The organism is Alistipes sp. DJF_B185 (assembly GCF_964250025.1).
In the GTDB taxonomy this organism is placed as follows: Bacteria; Bacteroidota; Bacteroidia; order Bacteroidales; family Rikenellaceae; genus Alistipes; species Alistipes finegoldii.
The window spans coordinates 20,184-38,465 of record NZ_CAXUDY010000012.1 but is presented as its reverse complement, the minus strand read 5'-3'; the positions used below and the strand labels follow the sequence as shown (position 1 = coordinate 38,465).

At 60.5% G+C, this 18,282-nt stretch carries 13 protein-coding genes; 4 read left to right on the top strand and 9 right to left on the bottom strand.

The features are described 5' to 3' along the window. Positions 1–13: 13 nt before the first annotated feature. From ACESTR_RS12825 to mazG, 4 genes are all read right to left on the bottom strand, one after another. Positions 14–775, bottom strand: coding sequence for a LytR/AlgR family response regulator transcription factor (locus ACESTR_RS12825; protein WP_009598997.1), 762 nt, complete (start codon positions 773–775; stop codon positions 14–16). Continuing rightward, on the bottom strand, positions 772–2,079 hold the full coding sequence (locus tag ACESTR_RS12820) for a sensor histidine kinase (protein WP_009598958.1): 1,308 nt from the start codon (positions 2,077–2,079) through the stop codon (positions 772–774). The genes ACESTR_RS12825 and ACESTR_RS12820 overlap by 4 nt, the downstream gene beginning before the upstream one ends. Positions 2,080–2,086: 7 nt before the next feature. Beyond that, entirely contained in the window at positions 2,087–2,620 is a 534-nt protein-coding gene (locus ACESTR_RS12815; protein ID WP_014776507.1) for a gamma carbonic anhydrase family protein, read from the bottom strand. Positions 2,621–2,751: 131 nt separating this feature from the next. After that, positions 2,752–3,561 (bottom strand): nucleoside triphosphate pyrophosphohydrolase, encoded by an 810-nt coding sequence (gene mazG, locus ACESTR_RS12810; RefSeq protein WP_009598948.1) that lies wholly within the window; start codon positions 3,559–3,561, stop codon positions 2,752–2,754. 151 nt (positions 3,562–3,712) lie between these two features. Between mazG and ACESTR_RS12805 the strand changes: the two genes are divergently transcribed. After that, on the top strand, positions 3,713–5,869 hold the full coding sequence (locus ACESTR_RS12805) for a beta-N-acetylhexosaminidase (RefSeq protein WP_373179349.1): 2,157 nt from the start codon (positions 3,713–3,715) through the stop codon (positions 5,867–5,869). Between the two features lie 135 nt (positions 5,870–6,004). Here ACESTR_RS12805 and ACESTR_RS12800 read toward each other — a convergent pair whose 3' ends face one another. After that, a complete protein-coding gene (locus ACESTR_RS12800) occupies positions 6,005–6,646 on the bottom strand; it encodes a lysoplasmalogenase (RefSeq protein WP_130062764.1) in 642 nt (213 codons plus the stop codon). Between the two features lie 129 nt (positions 6,647–6,775). After that, a complete protein-coding gene (gene pheT / locus ACESTR_RS12795) occupies positions 6,776–9,241 on the bottom strand; it encodes a phenylalanine--tRNA ligase subunit beta (protein ID WP_227042814.1) in 2,466 nt (821 codons plus the stop codon). Between the two features lie 523 nt (positions 9,242–9,764). Between pheT and ACESTR_RS12790 the strand changes: the two genes are divergently transcribed. After that, positions 9,765–11,126 (top strand): TrpB-like pyridoxal phosphate-dependent enzyme, encoded by a 1,362-nt coding sequence (locus tag ACESTR_RS12790; protein ID WP_014776514.1) that lies wholly within the window; start codon positions 9,765–9,767, stop codon positions 11,124–11,126. Positions 11,127–11,271: 145 nt separating this feature from the next. Here the strand turns inward: ACESTR_RS12790 and ACESTR_RS12785 are convergent, their stop codons facing one another. From ACESTR_RS12785 to ACESTR_RS12775, 3 genes are all read right to left on the bottom strand, one after another. Continuing rightward, positions 11,272–12,171 carry an EamA family transporter gene (locus tag ACESTR_RS12785; RefSeq protein WP_237958917.1) on the bottom strand — a complete coding sequence of 300 codons (900 nt, stop codon included), beginning with the start codon at positions 12,169–12,171 and terminating at the stop codon, positions 11,272–11,274. A 72-nt stretch (positions 12,172–12,243) separates the two neighbouring features. After that, positions 12,244–13,404 carry a diaminopimelate decarboxylase gene (gene lysA / locus ACESTR_RS12780; RefSeq protein WP_014776516.1) on the bottom strand — a complete coding sequence of 387 codons (1,161 nt, stop codon included), beginning with the start codon at positions 13,402–13,404 and terminating at the stop codon, positions 12,244–12,246. Between the two features lie 49 nt (positions 13,405–13,453). Next, entirely contained in the window at positions 13,454–14,326 is an 873-nt protein-coding gene (locus ACESTR_RS12775; RefSeq protein WP_373179348.1) for a UbiA-like polyprenyltransferase, read from the bottom strand. 213 nt (positions 14,327–14,539) lie between these two features. On the opposite strand from ACESTR_RS12775, the gene lepA reads away from it, so the two are divergent. Together lepA and ACESTR_RS12765 are read left to right on the top strand one after the other, a co-directional pair. Next, positions 14,540–16,330, top strand: coding sequence for a translation elongation factor 4 (gene lepA, locus ACESTR_RS12770; RefSeq protein ID WP_014776518.1), 1,791 nt, complete (start codon positions 14,540–14,542; stop codon positions 16,328–16,330). Positions 16,331–16,341: 11 nt separating this feature from the next. After that, positions 16,342–18,249 (top strand): AMP-dependent synthetase/ligase, encoded by a 1,908-nt coding sequence (locus tag ACESTR_RS12765; protein ID WP_014776519.1) that lies wholly within the window; start codon positions 16,342–16,344, stop codon positions 18,247–18,249. The last annotated feature ends 33 nt before the right edge of the window (positions 18,250–18,282 follow it).

Genomic DNA, 18,282 nt, shown 5'->3' with positions numbered 1-18,282 from the left:
CAGGGTCAAACGCCTATTCGGCGGGTTGAACGGACGTGAGCCACGCCTTGAATTCGGGGACGCGGGCCTTGGAAATGACGATGCGCTCAGGAGTTTCGAGCACGAGACTCAACGAAAGACGGCTGCCGAACCACACGGCGATCTCCTTCACGGCGCGGCGCGCCACGATGAACTGGCGGTTGGCGCGGAAGAAATCGGCTTCGGGCAGGACGGCCTGCAGCGCTTCGAGCGTCTTGTCGAGCGGATAGGACGCCCCGGCGAAGGTATAGGCCGTCACCTTCTCGTTGCAGGTATAGCAGAATGCGATATCCTCGCGTTTGAGCGGAATGATCTTGTCGCGGACATGCACCAGAAAGGTCTGCTCGCGGCGCGCCGCGGCCAGCGTGCGCACGCGCGAACCGTAATCGCTGCGCTCGCCCTTGGACAGCCGCATGAGCTTGCCGAGCGCCCGCTGCACGTCGGCCGCATTGAGCGGCTTGAGCAGGTAGTCGATGCTGTTCACCTTGAAGGCCTCCAGCGCATAGCGGTCGTAGGCTGTCGTGAAGATCACCGGCGCCGTGACCTCCACGGCGTCGAATATGCGGAACGAATCGCCGTCGGCCAGATGGATGTCCATGAACAGCAGGTCGGGCTGGGGGTTGGCGCGCAGCCAATCGACGCTCTCCTCGACGCTTTCGAGCGTATCGACGACACGGATGTCGGGAGCCGCCTGTTTCAGAATGGCTTTCAGGTTCAGTGCGGCGGCGGTTTCGTCCTCTATGATCAGTGCTTTCATCCTGCAAGGGGGGTATGCAGCGGCATCCGCACGACGAACTCCTTGTCGGTGTCGATGATTTCGATGTCGCGGCCGGTTATCAGGTGCCAGCGGTTGCGCAGGTTCTCCAGTCCGATGCCGGTCGAAGGTTCGGGTTCGAGCTTCGGCACCTTGGGATTGGAGACCACCAGCCAGCCGTTCTCGGTGCGGATCGAAATATGGAACGGCTTGCTGCGGGTTATGGTATTGTGCTTGACGGCATTGCCGATCAGCGGCTGCAGCGAGAGCGCCGGAAGCGTCCACGTGCGGTACTTCTCCTCGATGTCGATGTCGAAGAAGAGCTTGTCGGCATAGCGTATCTTGAAGAGGTAGCTGTACGCCTCGACGAATTTCAGCTCCTCGTCGAGCGTCATCAGCGTACTCTGTCCGTTCTGGATGATGTAGCGGAACGTATAGGAGAGCTGGTCGATGTAGGTCAGCGCCTTCTCGTCGTGCTTCTCGCGCACGAGCATCGCCAGCGAATTGAGCGAATTGAAGAAGAAGTGGGGGTTGATCTGTCCCACGAGCATGTTGTAGCGGGTCGTGAGGTTCTCGTTCTTGAGCCGCTCGTTCTCCATGACGACGGCCTGCTGCTTCGAATTGAGCACGTAGACCCAGCCGTAGAGCATCGACACCGCCACGGCGAACGAACACTTCAGCAGCAGCATGTAGTCGAAAATATGGTCGCCCATGCAGTTCAGCATGATGCGTCCCGAACGCCACTCCGTGACCGGCGCGACCATATACAGCGCGGCGGCGGCCAGCACGCACCATATGCAGTGGCGCACGAAGCGGCCCGGCGTGTACCTGCGGCGGACGGAGGTGAGGATCGAAAGCATGATGAACGAAACGACCAGATAATAGAAGAGCTGCAGCGCGAGTTCCGTCGTTTTCGAAGGCCGGTTGAAAAGCGTGCTGTAATCGAACTCCTCGCCGTTGCGCATGCGCAGTTCGGTCATCACCGGATGCGCCCCGTGACGGCGCGGCGCGGCCAGATTCGCCACCAGACGGTCGCCGTCCTTCAGGTTCATCCGGTAGATGCGCTGCATCATCACATAGACGCTGTCGCCGTTCTCGTAGACGATGTAGCCGTGGCCGTCGGGACTTACCCGCAGCGTTCCTTCCTCGCCGCGCGCAATGACGCTCGCCTTGGCCGGACGCGGCTGTCCGTCGCTCTTCTGATCGACGATCAGCAGCAGCACGTAGGAGAAATTGACGACCAGACTGACGGCCAGCGCCACCAGCAGATTGAGAATCAGGTCGGAATATTTCGGTTGCAGCCCCATCCGCCGTTTACTCCTCCTCTTTGAACCACGACGCATAGAGCATGTAGTCGCGGGCCGTGCGGCGGATGATCTCCTCGCGCTGCTGGGGCGTCACCTCCTTGACCTTCTTGGCCGGCACGCCCGCATACACCGAATTGGGTTCCAGCTGGGCGTTGGAGAGCACCAGCGCGTTGGCCGCGATGATGCAGCCCGACGGAACCACGGCGTTGTCCAGCAGGGTAGCGCCCATGCCGATCAGGCAGTTGTCGCCGATGCGCGCACCGTGAATGACAGCGTTGTGGCCCACCGACACGTCGCTGCCGATAATGGTCTGCGACGGATGCGGCGAGCCGTCGTAAAGCGTGTGCAGCACCACGCCGTCCTGAATATTCGTGCGGTCGCCGATGACGATTTTGTTCACGTCGCCGCGCAATACGGCGTTGTACCAGATCGAACAGTCGCGGCCGATGGTCACATCGCCCAGAATGACGGCCGTCTCGGCCAGAAACGTATTTTCACCGATTGCGGGCGTATGTCCCCGCACCTTTTTAATCAAAGCCATAAGTTTATATGCTATTAAATGTCACTTCGCTTTTGTATCGTCTCCGCGTGTCCGAGGGCGGACATTCACGGCAAAGCCGTGTTTTCAGGTCTGACCCTCCCCTAAATCCCCTCCTCGGAGGGGACTTGGCATTAGTGCGGACACATGCTGTTAAATGTCTCTTCGTGTTTGGCCTCCTGCCAGTACTCCTCCATCTTTTCGAGCGGAAGCTCGTGGAGCGTATGTCCTTCGGCGGCAGCCTTTTCCTCCATGTAATTGAAGCGGCGGATGAACTTCTTGTTCGTACGTTCCAGCGCCGATTCGGGGTCGATGCCGTAGAGCCGCGACGCATTGACCAGCGCGAAGAACAGGTCGCCGAATTCGCCTTCGAGCTTCTCCCGGCTGCCGGGGGCTTCCGAACGCATCTCGGCTTCGACCTCCGCGATCTCCTCCTTCACCTTGTCCCACACATCCTCGCGCCGCTGCCAGTCGAAACCCGTCGCGGCGGCTTTCTCGCCCACGCGGAAAGCCTTGACCATGGCCGGAAGCGAGCGGGGTACGCCGCCCAGCGTGCCGCTCTTGCGGTTTTTCTTGCGGAGTTTCAGGGCTTCCCAGTTCTCCTTGACCGCGTCGGGCGTATTGGCGTGAATATCGCCGTAGACATGCGGATGACGGTATATCAGCTTGTCGCACAGGGCATCGGCGACCTCGCCGAAATCGAAGGCTCCCGCCTCCTCGCCCAGCTTGGAGTAGAACACCACATGCAGCAGCAGGTCGCCCAGCTCCTCCTTGATGCCCTCCATATTGTGGTCGGTGATGGCGTCGGCCAGCTCGTACGTCTCCTCGATGGTATTGCTCCGCAGCGAATCGAAAGTCTGCTCGCGGTCCCACGGACACTCGCGGCGCAGCGTATTCATCACTTCGAGCAAACGGGCCGTAGCCTCCAGTCGTTTATCTTCCATGCTCAGTTACAGTTTACGGCAATGGCTGTTCGGGAAGCGGAGTCGGCCGATCTGCCTGAGCGCGCCCGTCCATGCCGGAATTTATTTTCAGCAAAGGTAGCAATTCGGCGGAAAAAAAGTAACTTTGTCCGAAACAAAATTCCGTACCGCCATGAAACTGCGATACCTGCTGCCCCTCGCAGGTGTGCTCTGCACCTTCCTCACGGCACATGCCCAGCCGTCGCCGGCCCGTCAGGCTTTCTACGAGGGCGCCTGCCGCATCAGCCCCCGGACGATGCTCTGTTACGAAACGCCGCTGGCGCCGCTGGCCGCCTACCTGCGCGAATATATCAACGTCGAAACGGCCAGCGACAGTATGTCGGCCGACGACGCGATCGTGCTTTCGACCGATCCGACGCTGGGCGGCGAAGCCTTCCGCCTGACGGTGCTCCCGCAGCGGATCGAAATCGCGGGCGGTTCGTACGGCGGCGTATTCAACGGCGTGCAGGCCCTGTTCAGGCTGCTGCCCGCCGAAATATACGCCAAGAACTGTCCGCTTCCGGTCGAAATCGCCTGCACGAAGGTCGAGGACGCGCCGCGCTTCCCGTACCGCGGTATGATGCTGGACGTGGCCCGCACGTGGATCGACGCAGCTGGAGTGAAGCGTTACATAGACTTGCTTTCCTATCATGGAATCAACAAATTGCATCTTCATCTTTCAGACGACGAAGGGTGGCGTATCGAAATCAGATCGCATCCCGAACTGACCGAAATCGGCGGCTTCCGCGGCGGCGATTCGCCCGTGCGTCCGGTCTACGGCAAATGGGACGAGAAGTACGGCGGGTATTACACGCAGGACGAGATGCGCGGCCTGATCCGCTATGCGGCGGCGCGCAACATCGAGATCATCCCCGAAATCGACCTGCCGGGGCACAGCCGCAACATCGCGTCGGTGCATCCCGAAATACGCTGCAACTATCCGCCCGACACGGTTTCGACCAACGGTTACGACTACCGTTCGGCGTGGTGCGTGGCCCGCGAAGAGAACTACGCACTGCTGACCGACATCCTCGGCGAGTTATGCGCGCTGTTTCCCTCGGAGTACATACACGTCGGCGGCGACGAGGTGGACATGACCCAGTGGAACCGCTGCCCCGACTGTCAGGCGCTGATGAGCCGGCGGGGCATGACCGATCCGCACCGATTGGAAGACCTCTTCATGGAGCGCATGGCGGCGATTCTCGCGGCCAACGGCAAGCGTCCCGGCGTGTGGAACGAAGCCGTGACCACGGGCGGCCTCTCGCGCGAATGTCTCGTATACGGCTGGCAGAGCGTCAAGGCGTGTCTCGACGCAACGGCGAAAGGCTACAAGACCGTGGTGATGCCGGGCGAATACTTCTATTTCGACATGCGGCAGACGCCGCAGGAGGAGGGGCACGACTGGGCGGCGGTCTTCGACGCTAAAAAGGTCTTCGGATTCGACTTCACCGAAAAGGGCTTCAGCGATGAACAGATGCGCAACGTCGTCGGCCTGCAGGGGACGTTCTTCAGCGAAGCCTACGTTTCGCACGAGCCCGAAAAGCCCGACTATCTGGACTACATGTGTTTTCCGCGCATCTGCGCGCTCGCCCGCATAGCTTGGCGCGGCAACTGCGAAGGCTGGGACGCCTATTACAGGGAGCTGACCGACCATTACGACCGCATGGCGGCCATGGGCATCCGCTTCCGGCTTTTCCCGCCCAAGGTAAGCTACAAGGAGGGCGCCTTCACCGTCGTGGCGGACGACGGCTCGAAAATCTTCTACCTCGAAGGCGATTCGCCCGAAGAGCATCGGTACACCGGCCCCGTCAAAACCGAAAAACCGCATCTCTACCGCTTCCTGACGCGCTACAAGACGGGACGCAGTCCCTATGCGGCCGACAAATCCTACTACAGGACCCTTGCGCCCGCCGTGACGATCACCACCTCGATGGGCGAAAGCACGCAGTTCCCCTACACGAACGCCTCGGCCTACAAGGGACTTGCGCGCACGCGCCGCGCCTGCCGTCAGCAGGACTGGATACTCTACACCTATGAACAGCCGGTGAAGTGCCGCGAAATGTTTTTGCAGACGGGAAACCGCCAGCTGCCCAAAACCATTATAACCACCGGTTATGCCGAGGTGTCGTACGACGGCACGACATACGAGCATGCGGGCGATCTGGAAAAGGGCAGTATAACTTTAAAGCCCGGCCGGCCGGTGAAAGCCGTACGCATCGTCTCGACCTGCGACGACAACGGCACGCCCTACGTCACGATCCAGCCGCCGCAGATAAAGCCGGTACTGTAAGACGGAGCGAAAAAGCGACTATGACACGGAAGGAGCCGCCTTGGCGGAGACAACTAACGCGAACAGTGTGCCTCCGGCCTAAATAAGCGATGACAATATCGCACTACAATACCGCTCGGCATTTCAACGGCCGCATCAATGCGGAGAGTCGGAAAGAGTCGCCGCTCTGACGGCAAAGAGGTAGAAGAGGTATTGCGCGGCATAATAGGTAATCATCACGACATAGGTCCGGCAGGGAACGGGCGCGACGAAGCGTCCCCATGCGATCACGGAGTCGGAAAAGACAAACAACAGGGCCGCAAGGCGGAACCATGCGGCATACGCTCCGCGGTACTGAAGCGCGCTGTACAGCATGCCCGCGACGACGAGTCCGTAGACGGCGACGCCCGCGCGTTCGGCCGGATCGGCGGCGCGGGGAACGATGCAGACGAACAGAAACAGCAGCAGGGCTGTCAGCACCGGCCAGACAAAAGGCCGGGGCGCAACTTGCGCCTGCGGCAAGAAGTAGCACATGTAGGCTCCGTGTGCCAAAGCGAAAAACAGCATCTGCGGAATGAACATCCCTCCGGCGCCCGCCGCATCGCCGACGGCCGACAACAAGAGCGCCGCGCCGACCGGAATCAGCGGTTTCAGCCGGAGATAAAAGAGCGACAGCGACAGCAGCAGGACCGGATAAGCGACCTTGTACGGAATCACCGCCGCGTTGGTAAAGAACAGCGCGGCGCCGGCTGCAAAAAGCAGCGTGGTCAGGCAGAGCATTCGGGAGGTTCGTTGCATGGTTTCGGTAAAAAAGCCGCCTGTTCGTAACGTACAGGCGGCTTCGATTTATGGTCAATAAGCTCGCCGGCATGACCGTGGCGGGCGTGTGCCCGCACCGAGATGCGACGAGCGGCATTCGGATTGGGATCAACCGCGGACCTGAGCTCCGCACCGCTGTTCGAACTGCGCGGTGAGGTTCTTCATCGCCTTTTCGATCGTCTTCTCGTCGAGCGTGCGGGTCTTGTCTTCGAGGATGAAGCTCAGGGCGTAGGATTTCTTGCCTTCGGGAAGTTTGTCGCCCTCGTAGACGTCGAACAGCGAAACGCTCTTGAGCAGTTTGCGCTCAGTGGCGAACGCCACGTCGCGCAGCGCCGAGAAGGTCACCTGCTTGTCGATCAGAAGAGCCAAGTCGCGTTTCACTTCGGGGAACTTCGAAAGCTCCTCGGCCGCAATCTTATGCTTGCGGGTCGATTTCACAAGCGCGTCGAAATTCATCTCCAGATAGTAAACATCCTGCTTGACGTCGAGCCGGCGGCGGATTTTCGAACTTACCGTGCCGATCTGCAGCAGCTCCTTGCCGCCAAGCGACATCGAGAGCGCCTCGCCGAAGAGGTCGTTTTGGAGCGTCTCGGTCCGGAGCGCATAGATGTCGATGCCGAAGCGGCGCAGGAGTTTCTCGGCCACGGCGCGCAGCGTGAAGAACGACGCGGCCTGCGGCCGGGCGTTCCACGACGCAGGCTCGGCCACGCCCGTCACGGCGATCGCCAGACGGTACTCTTCGGAGTAGGCCGCGAGGCGGTTCTCCTCCGAGCGTTTCGACTCGTCGTAGATATAGCAGTTGCCGAACTCGTAGAGTTTCAGGTCGCCGTTCTTGCGATTGGCGTTGAGCTGCACGGCTTCGAGCATGTTAAACAGCAGCGTCTGGCGCATCACGTTCAGGTCGGCGCTCAGCGGATTGAGGATGCGCACGCAGTTTTCGGGCTTGTAGGACTCCAGCCCCTCGTAGTAGGCCGCCTTGGTCAGCGAGTTGGACATGATCTCGGTGAAGCCGTTGGAGGTCAGGAAATCGGCCGCGAGATTCATCAGCTTGCTGCGGTCGGGCTTCGGCGCATAGGAGAGCGTCGAACGGACGCGCGAGGGAATCTCGACATTGTTGTAGCCATAGATGCGGAGGATATCCTCGACGAGGTCGGCTTCGCGCTGCACGTCCACGCGGTAGGGCGGCACGGCGACGCTCAGCACACCCTCTTTCTCGGCGAGAATCTTCACTTCCAGCGCGGCGAGGATCGTGCGGACCGTATCTTCGGGAATCTTCTTGCCGATCAGCGAGTCGATGCGGGCGAAGGAGATGTCGAATTTGAAGTCTTCGACAGGAGTGGGATAGATGTCGGTAATGTCGCTCGAAATCTCGCCCCCGGCCAGCTCCTTCATCAGCAGGGCGGCGCGCTTGGCGGCATAGACCTGCATGTTGGGATCGACGCCGCGCTCGAAACGGAACGACGAATCGGTGTTCAGCCCGAAACGCTTGGCAGTCTTGCGCACCCACACGGGGTTGAAATAGGCGCTCTCGATAAATACGTCGGTCGTCGTGTCGCCGATGCCCGAATCCAGTCCGCCGAAGACTCCGGCGATGCACATCGGACGCTCGGCTGAGCAGATCATCAGATCGTCGGCCGTCAGTTTTCGCTCCACGCCGTCCAATGTCACGAAAGGCGTGCCTTCGGTGCAGGTGCGGACCACGACTTCGCGGCCTTCGATCTTCGCCGCGTCGAACGCGTGCAGGGGCTGCCCCAGCTCGAAGAGCACGAAGTTGGTGATATCGACCAGATTGTTCTTGGGGTTGATGCCCGCGGCGCGCAGGCAGTTCTGCATCCACTCAGGCGAAGGGCCTATTTTGCAGTTCTTCACCGTCACGCCCGCGTAGCGGGGGGCCGCTTCGTGGTTCTCGACGCGGACGGTCACCGGCAGGTCATGGTTGTCGGGAGCGAAGGCCGAGACGTCGGGCATCTTCACTTCGGCGTTCAGGCCCTGACTCCTGAGGTAAGCCGCCAAATCGCGCGCCACGCCGATATGCGACGCGGCATCGACGCGGTTGGGGGTGAGTCCCACCTCGATCAGGTAGTCGTCCTCGATGCCGAGGTATTCTTTGGCCGTCATACCGACGCGGGCGTCGGCCGGAAGTTCCATAATGCCGTCGTGCGAGGCCCCGATGCCCAGTTCGTCCTCGGCGCAAAGCATGCCGAGCGACTCCACGCCGCGGATTTTGCTGCGTTTGATCTTGAATTCCTCGTCGCCGCCGCCGGGGTAGAGCACCGTGCCGACCGTGGCGCAGAGCACCTTCAGCCCGGCCCGGCAGTTGGGCGCGCCGCAGACGATCTGCAGGGGATCACCGGCGCCGACATCGACCGTCGTGAGGTGCAGGTGGTCCGAATCTGGATGGTCCGTGCAGGTCAGCACCTCGCCGACCACGACGCCGTGAAGCCCGCCCTTTACGGTCTCGATCTTCTCGAAACCCTCGACTTCGAGTCCGATGTCGGTCAGTATCCGTGCGATTTCTTCGGCCGGAAGATCGGTGTCGAGATAGCGTTTAAGCCAGTTATACGAAATATTCATAATTAAAAGCTTTAATGTTCCTCTTGCAGTTCAACATGCCGGACCGCCTTCCCCGCGGCGGTAGGCCGCGTTTGCAGGTCCGGCCGCCCCGGAATCCCCGCCTTGGCGGGAAGTGCCGCCGTCACAGCGTCCGGAACGGCATGCTAAAATCGAACAAAGATACATAAAAATTGTTAATCTCGTCGAGATTGGCGCACTAAATCGCGCCGACGCTTCGGACCGGCATTTCGGCAGGCGGACACGGAAAAGGGAGCGACGCCATATATGTAGGTATCGAAAATATCCGCCGAAAAATTTGGATTTAAGGATCGGACCCGTTATATTTGCCGAAAAGAATATGATTCGCAATTTCAACATACAGGCTTGGTGGTGGCGCTCGTTGACTCTCGTGGACAATGAGTGCGGCTCCGTGCGTGTATAGTTGAAACCTGATACCAGCCACAAGCCCGTTGTTTACGAGAGAGTAAACAGCGGGCTTTTTCTTTTGCACTTTCACGAAACAAACGGAAAAATAAAAAAGACTATGAAAACGAAAAAATTCTGCCTGACCGAGAATCAGATGCCCGCGCAATGGTACAACATCGTGGCCGACATGCCCAACAAACCGCTGCCCCCGCTGCATCCCGCGACCAAGCAGCCCGTAACCAAAGAGCAGATGAGCGCCATTTTCGCCGAAGAGCTGATCGATCAGGAGATGTCCGCGGAGCGGTTCATCGACATTCCCGAAGAGGTGCAGGAGATTTACAAAATATGGAGACCCACGCCGCTCGTGCGGGCTACGGGGCTGGAGAAGGCGCTCGGCACGCCCGCGAAAATCTATTTCAAGAACGAGAGCGTCTCGCCGGCCGGATCGCACAAGCCCAACACCGCCGTGCCGCAGGCCTACTACAACTACAAGCAGGGCATCCGCCGCCTGACCACCGAGACGGGCGCGGGGCAGTGGGGCGCGGCGATCGCATTCGCGGCCAAGCACTTCGGCATAGACCTGCAGGTTTACATGGTCAAGGTCAGCTACGACCAGAAACCCTACCGGCGGCTGATGATGAACACTTGGGGCGCCGAGTGCATCGCATCGCCCAGCACGCTCACGGCATCGGGCCGCGCGGCGCTGGAACGCGACCCGAACTGTTCGGGAAGCCTCGGACTGGCCATTTCGGAGGCGATCGAAGTGGCGCTGCAACACCCCGAAGATACGCGGTACTGTCTGGGAAGCGTGCTGAACCACGTCATCCTGCATCAGACCGTGATCGGACAGGAAGCCGTGGCGCAGATGGAGATGGCCGACGCCGAACCGGACGTGGTGATCGGATGCTTCGGCGGCGGCAGCAACTTCGCGGGACTGGGATTCCCGTTCCTGCGCAAGAACCTCACGGAAGGCAAAAAAATCCGGATCGTGGCGGTCGAGCCATCGAGCTGCCCGAAACTCACGCGCGGCAGTTTCCAGTACGACTTCGGCGACGTGGCGGGATTCACGCCCCTGCTGCCGATGTATACGCTGGGGCACGATTTCCAGCCGTCGGACATCCACGCGGGCGGACTGCGTTACCACGGCGCGGGGTCGATCGTCAGCCAGCTGCTCAAAGACGGACTCGTCGAAGCGCAGTCGCTGCCGCAGACCGAGACCCTCGCCGCAGGCATTCTCTTCGCCAAGACCGAGGGCATCATCCCGGCGCCGGAATCGACGCACGCCATCGCCGCGGCCATCCGCGAAGCCATGCAGGCCAAAGAGGAGGGGACGCCCAAGACGATTCTGTTCAACCTCTCAGGCAACGGCGTGATCGACCTCTACGCCTACGAACAGTATCTGGCGGGTGCGCTGAAAGACTATGCGCCGGGGGATGCGGAAATCGCAAAGACGGTCAGCCGGCTGGAGCAGCTGATATGACCGGAGCCGACAATACCGCAAATAAAAAAGACAGCCCTTCGGGACTGTCTTTTTATTCTGACACCGGTGGTTTCGGGACCGGCTTCCGGTCTGCGCCCAAACGGAAGGGTGTACATGCAAATCCCGCGCTTCGACACAGCCGCCGTTACCTCGACCCCAGCCAGAGGAAGAACATGCCGACGAGGATAAAGGCCAGATCGAAGGCTTTGGAGCGGAGGTTGTGCTCGCGGAACAGCACGGCGCCGCACAGGAAAGAGACGACGACCGAACTGCGGCGGACCATCGACACGACGGAGACCATGGCGTCGGGCTGGTGCAGGGCGTAGAAATAGGCGAAATCGGCCAGCACAAGGAAGAACGAGATCAGCGGAATGGCCCAAGTCCAGTGGAACGGGGTGGTCGTCCGGCGACGCGGCCACCAGAGGATGCCGACGACGACCGACATCAGGCCGAACAGATAGAGGTTGCACCAGCCCTGCACGAAGACCGGGTCGAGGCGCGCCATGATATATTTGTCGTACAGTCCGCTTACGACGGCGGCCAGAGCCGCCACCGCGATACAGAGTATCCAGACGTTGTGACGGAAATCGACCCCTTCGCGGCGGCTCGAACGGCTCAGCAGGAAGAGCGAGAGGAGGGTCAGCACGACGCCGGTCCACTGGCAGGCGTTGAGCCGCTCGCCGAAGATGAGCATGGCGCCGACAAGCACCATGACGGGGCGCGTGGCATTGATCGGACCGACGATGGTAATCGGCAGGTGCTTCATGGCGAAATAGCCGAAAATCCACGAAGTGAGGACGATGACCGCTTTAAGCAGCACCAGTCCGTGTGCCCGGAGCGTACCCGAAGTGGCGGCCAGTATCGTGCCGTCGAACCATCCGAAGCCGCACTCGGCCGAGACGATCATCGGCAGCAGGAAAAGCGCCGAGAAGAGGGTGTTGAGCAACAGCACCGGAAGCACCGCATTCCCCGTGAGGGATTGCTTCTTGGCCGCATCGTAAAAGCCCAGCAGCGCGGCGGAGGTGAAGGCGAGGGTCAGCCACATAATGCGAATTCGGCGGATTGACGTCCGGTTCGGTTCGGGAGCGTTCGGCGGTTCGGGTTACAGACAGCCCGGCTACCGGATTTCGTCACTGTAAACCGCGCCCGGAAGGTCGTGGAGGTTGTAGCGCGACGCCATCGACATGCCGTAGGCCCCGGCCGACTTGAGGGTCAGCAGATCGCCGCGGCGGGTCTTGCGGAGCGTGACGTTTTCGTCGAATACGTCGGTCGATTCGCAGGCCGTGCCGACGATGGTGTACTTTTCGCGCACCTCGTCTTCCGAGGTGATGTTTTCGATGTTGTGGTACGAACCGTAGAGCGCAGGGCGGATCAGCTCGGTCATGCTGGCATCGACGATCACCAGCTTGCGGCCCGTGGCGGTGGTCTTGTTGAAAAGCACCGTCGTAATCAGCTCGCCGCACTCGGCGACGATCGAACGGCCGAACTCGAAATGCACTTCGCGGTCGCCGACGGCGAGGTGGTTGTGCACGATCGAGAAGAGTGACGCGAAGTTGGGAATAGGCTCGTTCTCAGGCACGTCGTAATTGACGCCCAAGCCGCCGCCGACATCGACGAAGCGGAACGAGAAGCCCAGCTTTTCGAGGTTCTCGACGATGACGTTCACCTTGTTGCACATGTTCTCGAACACATGCAGCTCGCGGATCTGCGAACCGATATGCAGGTGGATGCCTACGATATTGATATGCTTGAGCGACTTGATCTCCTTGGCATGCTCAAGCACTTCTTCATATGAAATCCCGAACTTACTGTCGGCCTGACCGGTATCGATGCAGTGATTGGTCTTGGGGTCGATGTCGGGGTTGATGCGCAGCGCCACGTCGGTCTTCTTGCCGGCCTCGCCCGCAAGCCGGTCCACGAGTTCCAGCTCCTCGATCGATTCGCAGTTGATCGCCATGATCTCCTGCCCGATGGCGTAACGCAGCTCCTTGTCGCGCTTGCCGACGCCGGCGTAAACGATGCCCTTGGGATCGAATCCGGCTTCGACGGCCTTGCGCAGCTCGTTGCCGCTCGCGCAGTCGATGCCCAGCCCGTATTCGCGGATAATAGCCAGCAGATGGTCGTCATAGTTGGCTTTGATGGCATAATGCACCTTGTAGCCGTACTTTTTGGACTCGTAGACGACGCTTTCGAGGGTCTGGCGCAACAGCGCCGTATCATAGAGATAGAAAGGGGTTTCGTAGCCCCGAAGCTTTTGTGCGATTTGTCTGCTCAGCATTTTATCCTAACTTTTACCTGATTGAAATTGCAAATATAAGCTATTTGGTTTATTTGAGCAAATCCGCGATTATTCCGGCGGCCAGCGTGAGGCTCGCAAGGCCGTTGAGCGTGCCGAAAGCGATGCCGATATTGCGCTGGCGCGAGGGCGTCACGAGCAGGTGTTCGAGCACCAGCAGGCCCGTGAAAATCCCGACTCCGGTCCAGAACCACGCCGAACCGGGGCAGCAGGAGGCGAACCACAACAGGGCGGCGACGCTCACGGCGTGCAGGCCGCAGCTCAACGCCAGCGCCGTGCGAGCCGAAAAGCGCGCGGGAATGGAGTGCAGGCCCCTTTCGCGGTCGAAGGCGGCGTCCTGCAGGGCGTAGATGATGTCGAAGCCGCCGCACCACGTCATCACCAGCAGCGAGAGGATGCAGGGTTCGAGGGCGATACGCCCCGTGACGGCGATATAGGCCCCGACGGGCGCGATGCCGAGCGAAAGCCCCAGCACCAGATGGGCCAGCGCGGTAAAGCGTTTGCAGTAGCTGTAAAACAGGATGATGAACAGCGCCACGGGTGACAGCAGGGCCGTCAGCAGGTTGATCGTCGAAGCGGCGGCGATGAACAGCAGGGCATTGACCGCCACGAAGCGGAGGGCATGCCGGGCCGGAATCACGCCGGCGGGGATTTCGCGGCCCGCGGTGCGGGGATTTTCGGCGTCGATGCGACGGTCGGCCCAGCGGTTGAAGCCCATGGCCGTATTGCGGGCGAAGACCATGCAGAGCAGGACCTGCACCGCGCGCGTGAGCCACCACGCCGCGTCGTGCGCCCCGGCAGGCAGCGTCGCATAGGCGTAGACGAAGCCGACGGCGGCGAAAGGCATGGCGAAGATCGTATGGGCGAACTTCACCAGCGAAAGGTATTTCGATACGGTATTCATGCGGAAACGATGTTTGCGGCTGCAAAGATAGCGAAAGCCGAGGGCAATCGCAAAAGGGATCGCTGATTGCCGGGACGGGCCGGAAAAGCGGGACGGTACCGGCGCGACGAAAGGGGAAAATCAGGATCGCACGATTTTCCGGCGGGGCAGGGCGGACGCATCCCCGGAAATCCAAAATAATTCGTATATTTGCACACATTTTTAGACGAATATATGAAGAACATACGCAATTTTTGCATCATAGCCCACATCGACCACGGTAAGAGCACATTGGCGGACCGTCTGTTGGAAAAAACCAACACCCTGAACCAGCGCGAAATGCAGGCGCAGGTGCTCGACGATATGGACCTCGAACGCGAAAAGGGCATCACCATCAAGAGCCACGCGATCCAGATGGAATACAAGGCCCGCGACGGACAGCTGTATACGCTCAACCTGATCGACACTCCGGGACACGTGGACTTCTCGTACGAAGTTTCGCGCGCCATCGCCTCGTGCGAAGGCGCGCTGCTGGTGGTGGACGCCACGCAGGGCATTCAGGCACAGACCATATCGAACCTCTATCTGGCTGTGGGACACGACCTCGAAATCATCCCCGTACTGAACAAGATCGACATGGACTCGGCCATGATCGACGAGGTCAAGGATCAGGTGATCGACCTGATCGGCTGCAAGGACGAGGACATCCTGCTGGCGTCGGGCAAGACGGGGCTGGGCGTCGAGGAGGTGCTCGAAGCGATCGTACAGCGCATCCCGGCTCCTGAGGGCGACGAGAACGCACCGCTGCAGGCGCTGATCTTCGACTCGGTGTTCAACCCGTTCCGCGGCATCATCGCCTATTACCGCGTCTTCAACGGCCGGATCCGCAAAGGCGAGCACGTGAAGTTCTTCAACACGGGCAGTCAGTACGACGCCGACGAGGTGGGCGTGCTGAAACTCAAGATGCAGCCCCGCGACGAGATCAAGGCCGGAGACGTGGGGTATATCTGCTCAGGCATCAAGACCTCGTCGGACGTGAAGGTCGGCGACACGATTACGACGGTGACGAACCCCGCGCGGGAAGCGATCGCCGGATTCGAGGACGTGAAACCGATGGTCTTCGCGGGCGTCTATCCCGTCGAAGCCGACCAGTACGAAGACCTGCGCGCGTCGCTGGAGAAACTCCAGCTGAACGACGCGTCGCTGACATTCGAGCCGGAGAGTTCGCTGGCGCTGGGATTCGGATTCCGCTGCGGTTTCCTCGGACTGCTCCACATGGAGATCATTCAGGAGCGCCTCTACCGCGAATTCGACATGGACGTCATCACGACCGTGCCCAACGTGTCGTACCGCATCACCACGACGCAGGGCGACGTGGTGGAGGTGCACAACCCGTCGGGACTGCCCGAAGTGACCAAGATCGCCAAGATCGAAGAACCCTATATCCTCGCGCAGATCATCACCAAGTCCGAATTTCTGGGCAACGTCATCAAACTCTGCATCGACAAGCGCGGCGTGATGAAAAACCAGACCTTCATCACGCAGGACCGCGTGGAGATCAACTTCGACATGCCCCTTTCGGAGATCGTCTTCGACTTCTACGACAAGCTCAAGAGCATTTCGAAAGGCTATGCGTCGTTCGACTACCACCGCACGGGATACCAGCCGTCGAAGCTCGTCAAGCTGGACATCCTGCTCAACGGCGAACCGGTCGATGCGCTTTCGTCGCTCACCTATACGGACCACGCCTACGACTTCGGACGCAAAATGTGCGAGAAACTCAAGGAGCTGATCCCGCGCCAGCAGTTCGACATCGCCATACAGGCCGCCATCGGCGCCAAGATCATCGCCCGCGAGACGGTGAAAGCCGTACGCAAGGACGTGACGGCCAAGTGCTACGGCGGCGACATCTCGCGCAAGCGCAAGCTGCTCGAAAAACAGAAGAAGGGCAAGAAGCGCATGCGCCAGATCGGCAACGTGGAGGTGCCGCAGTCGGCATTCCTCGCCGTATTGAAAATGGACTAAACGAACCGACCATGAAGAAGACCATCATCGACCTGTTCGAAAGCTCCGTGGAGAAATACGGTGCCAAGACATTCCTGCTGGAGAAGAAACACCGGGCGTTCGAGCCTACGACCTACGCCGAGACCAAGGAGTTGGCCTTGGAGACCGGGGCCGGGCTGGCCGCGATCGGGATTCGCCCCAAGGACAAAGTCGCCATACTGGCCGAAGGGTCCAACGCATGGATCGTCTCGGAGCTGGGCATGTTCTACGCCGGGGCGGTCAGCGTGCCGCTGTCGGTCAAGCTCGAAGAGTCGAACGACCTGCTGTTCCGCATGCGCCACGCCGAAGTGAAGGCGCTGTTCGTATCGAAATACCAGCTGCCGAAAATCCGCCGCATACGCGCCGAGCTGCCCGAAGTCAAGCATATCATCGTCATAGGCCACATACCGCTGGAGCCGGGCGAAACCGCGCTGGGAACGCTCCGCAGGCTGGGCCGCGACTATCTGTCGAAGCACCGCGAGGAGTTCCTCGCCATCGGGCGGGGGATCGGGAACGACGACTATGCGACGATCACCTACACGTCGGGCACCACGGCCGACCCCAAGGGCGTCGTGCTGACGCACCGCAACTACACGGCCAACGTCGAGCAGTCGCTTTCGCGCATCGACATTCCGTCGTCGTTCCGGACGCTCATCATACTGCCGCTGGACCACTGCTTCGCACACGTCGTGGGGTTCTACATCATGATCGCATGCGGCGCCACGGTGGCGACGGTGCAGGTCGGAGCGACGCCGATGGAGACGCTCAAGAACATTCCGCAGAATATCCGCGAAGTGCGCCCGCACTTCCTGCTGTCGGTGCCGGCGCTGGCCAAGAATTTCCGCAAGAACATCGAAGGTTCGATCCGCGCCAAGGGCCGTTTCACGGAGCGGCTGTTCAATCTGGCGCTCCGCACGGCCTACCTATATAATAAGGACGGCTACGGCCGGGGGCAGGGCTGGCGCGTCCTGCTGTGGCCTGCGGTCAGGCTGTTCGACGCCGTGCTGTTCCGCAAGGTGCGCGAAGCCTTCGGCGGAAGCCTGCGCTTCTTCGTGGGCGGAGGCGCGCTGCTCGACGCGGAGCTGCAGCGGTTCTTCTACGCCATCGGCATTCCGATGTTTCAGGGATACGGACTTTCGGAGGCCACGCCCGTCATCTCGACCAATTCGCCCAAATACCACTGGCACCGTTTCGGCTCGTCGGGCAAAATCCTGATTCCGCTCGACCTGAAAATCGTGGACGAAGCGGGCCGGGAGGTGCCGCGCGGGGAAAAGGGCGAAATCGTGATCCGCGGCGAAAACGTAATGGCCGGTTACTGGAAGAATCCCGAAGCTTCGGCCGAGACCGTGCGCGACGGATGGCTGCACACGGGCGACATGGGGTATGTCTCGAAGGACGACTTCCTCTATGTGCTGGGCCGCTTCAAAAGCCTGCTGATCGCTTCGGACGGAGAAAAATACAGCCCCGAAGGAATGGAGGAGGCGATCGTGGACAAGTCGCCCTACATCGACCAGATCATCATACACAACAACCAGAGTCCGTTTACGGGCGCCATCGTCGTGCCGAACCGCGAAGCGCTGCGGCGGGAGCTGGACAGCCGCGGAATCGCGGGCGAAAAGCGGGCGGAGACGGCGGCGGAGATCCTCGGCGGCGAAATCGACCGTTACCGGGCCGGCGGCGTATTCGGCGGGGAGTTCCCCGAACGCTGGCTGCCGGCGGGGCTGGCCATCGTGGACGAGCCGTTCACCGAGCAGAACGGGCTGGTGAACAGCACCATGAAGGTCGTGCGCAACAAGGTGGAAGCGCATTTCGGCGACCGTCTCGATTACCTTTACACGCCCGAAGGCCGCAGTCTCAAAAATGCGAAAAACCTCGCATCGCTGAAAAAAATCGTGGCGTAAAGGTAAATTTACCGCCCCGAAACCTTGAAAAAT

What these genes read in the sequence shown, in the direction of transcription:
- ACESTR_RS12825 (WP_009598997.1), bottom strand. Translation starts at nt 775, where the DNA reads ATGAAAGCACTGATCATAGAGGACGAAACCGCCGCCGCACTGAACCTG.
- ACESTR_RS12820 (WP_009598958.1), bottom strand. Translation starts at nt 2,079, where the DNA reads ATGGGGCTGCAACCGAAATATTCCGACCTGATTCTCAATCTGCTGGTG.
- ACESTR_RS12815 (WP_014776507.1), bottom strand. Translation starts at nt 2,620, where the DNA reads ATGGCTTTGATTAAAAAGGTGCGGGGACATACGCCCGCAATCGGTGAA.
- mazG (WP_009598948.1), bottom strand. Translation starts at nt 3,561, where the DNA reads ATGGAAGATAAACGACTGGAGGCTACGGCCCGTTTGCTCGAAGTGATG.
- ACESTR_RS12805 (WP_373179349.1), top strand. Translation starts at nt 3,713, where the DNA reads ATGAAACTGCGATACCTGCTGCCCCTCGCAGGTGTGCTCTGCACCTTC.
- ACESTR_RS12800 (WP_130062764.1), bottom strand. Translation starts at nt 6,646, where the DNA reads ATGCAACGAACCTCCCGAATGCTCTGCCTGACCACGCTGCTTTTTGCA.
- pheT (WP_227042814.1), bottom strand. Translation starts at nt 9,241, where the DNA reads ATGAATATTTCGTATAACTGGCTTAAACGCTATCTCGACACCGATCTT.
- ACESTR_RS12790 (WP_014776514.1), top strand. Translation starts at nt 9,765, where the DNA reads ATGAAAACGAAAAAATTCTGCCTGACCGAGAATCAGATGCCCGCGCAA.
- ACESTR_RS12785 (WP_237958917.1), bottom strand. Translation starts at nt 12,171, where the DNA reads ATGTGGCTGACCCTCGCCTTCACCTCCGCCGCGCTGCTGGGCTTTTAC.
- lysA (WP_014776516.1), bottom strand. Translation starts at nt 13,404, where the DNA reads ATGCTGAGCAGACAAATCGCACAAAAGCTTCGGGGCTACGAAACCCCT.
- ACESTR_RS12775 (WP_373179348.1), bottom strand. Translation starts at nt 14,326, where the DNA reads ATGAATACCGTATCGAAATACCTTTCGCTGGTGAAGTTCGCCCATACG.
- lepA (WP_014776518.1), top strand. Translation starts at nt 14,540, where the DNA reads ATGAAGAACATACGCAATTTTTGCATCATAGCCCACATCGACCACGGT.
- ACESTR_RS12765 (WP_014776519.1), top strand. Translation starts at nt 16,342, where the DNA reads ATGAAGAAGACCATCATCGACCTGTTCGAAAGCTCCGTGGAGAAATAC.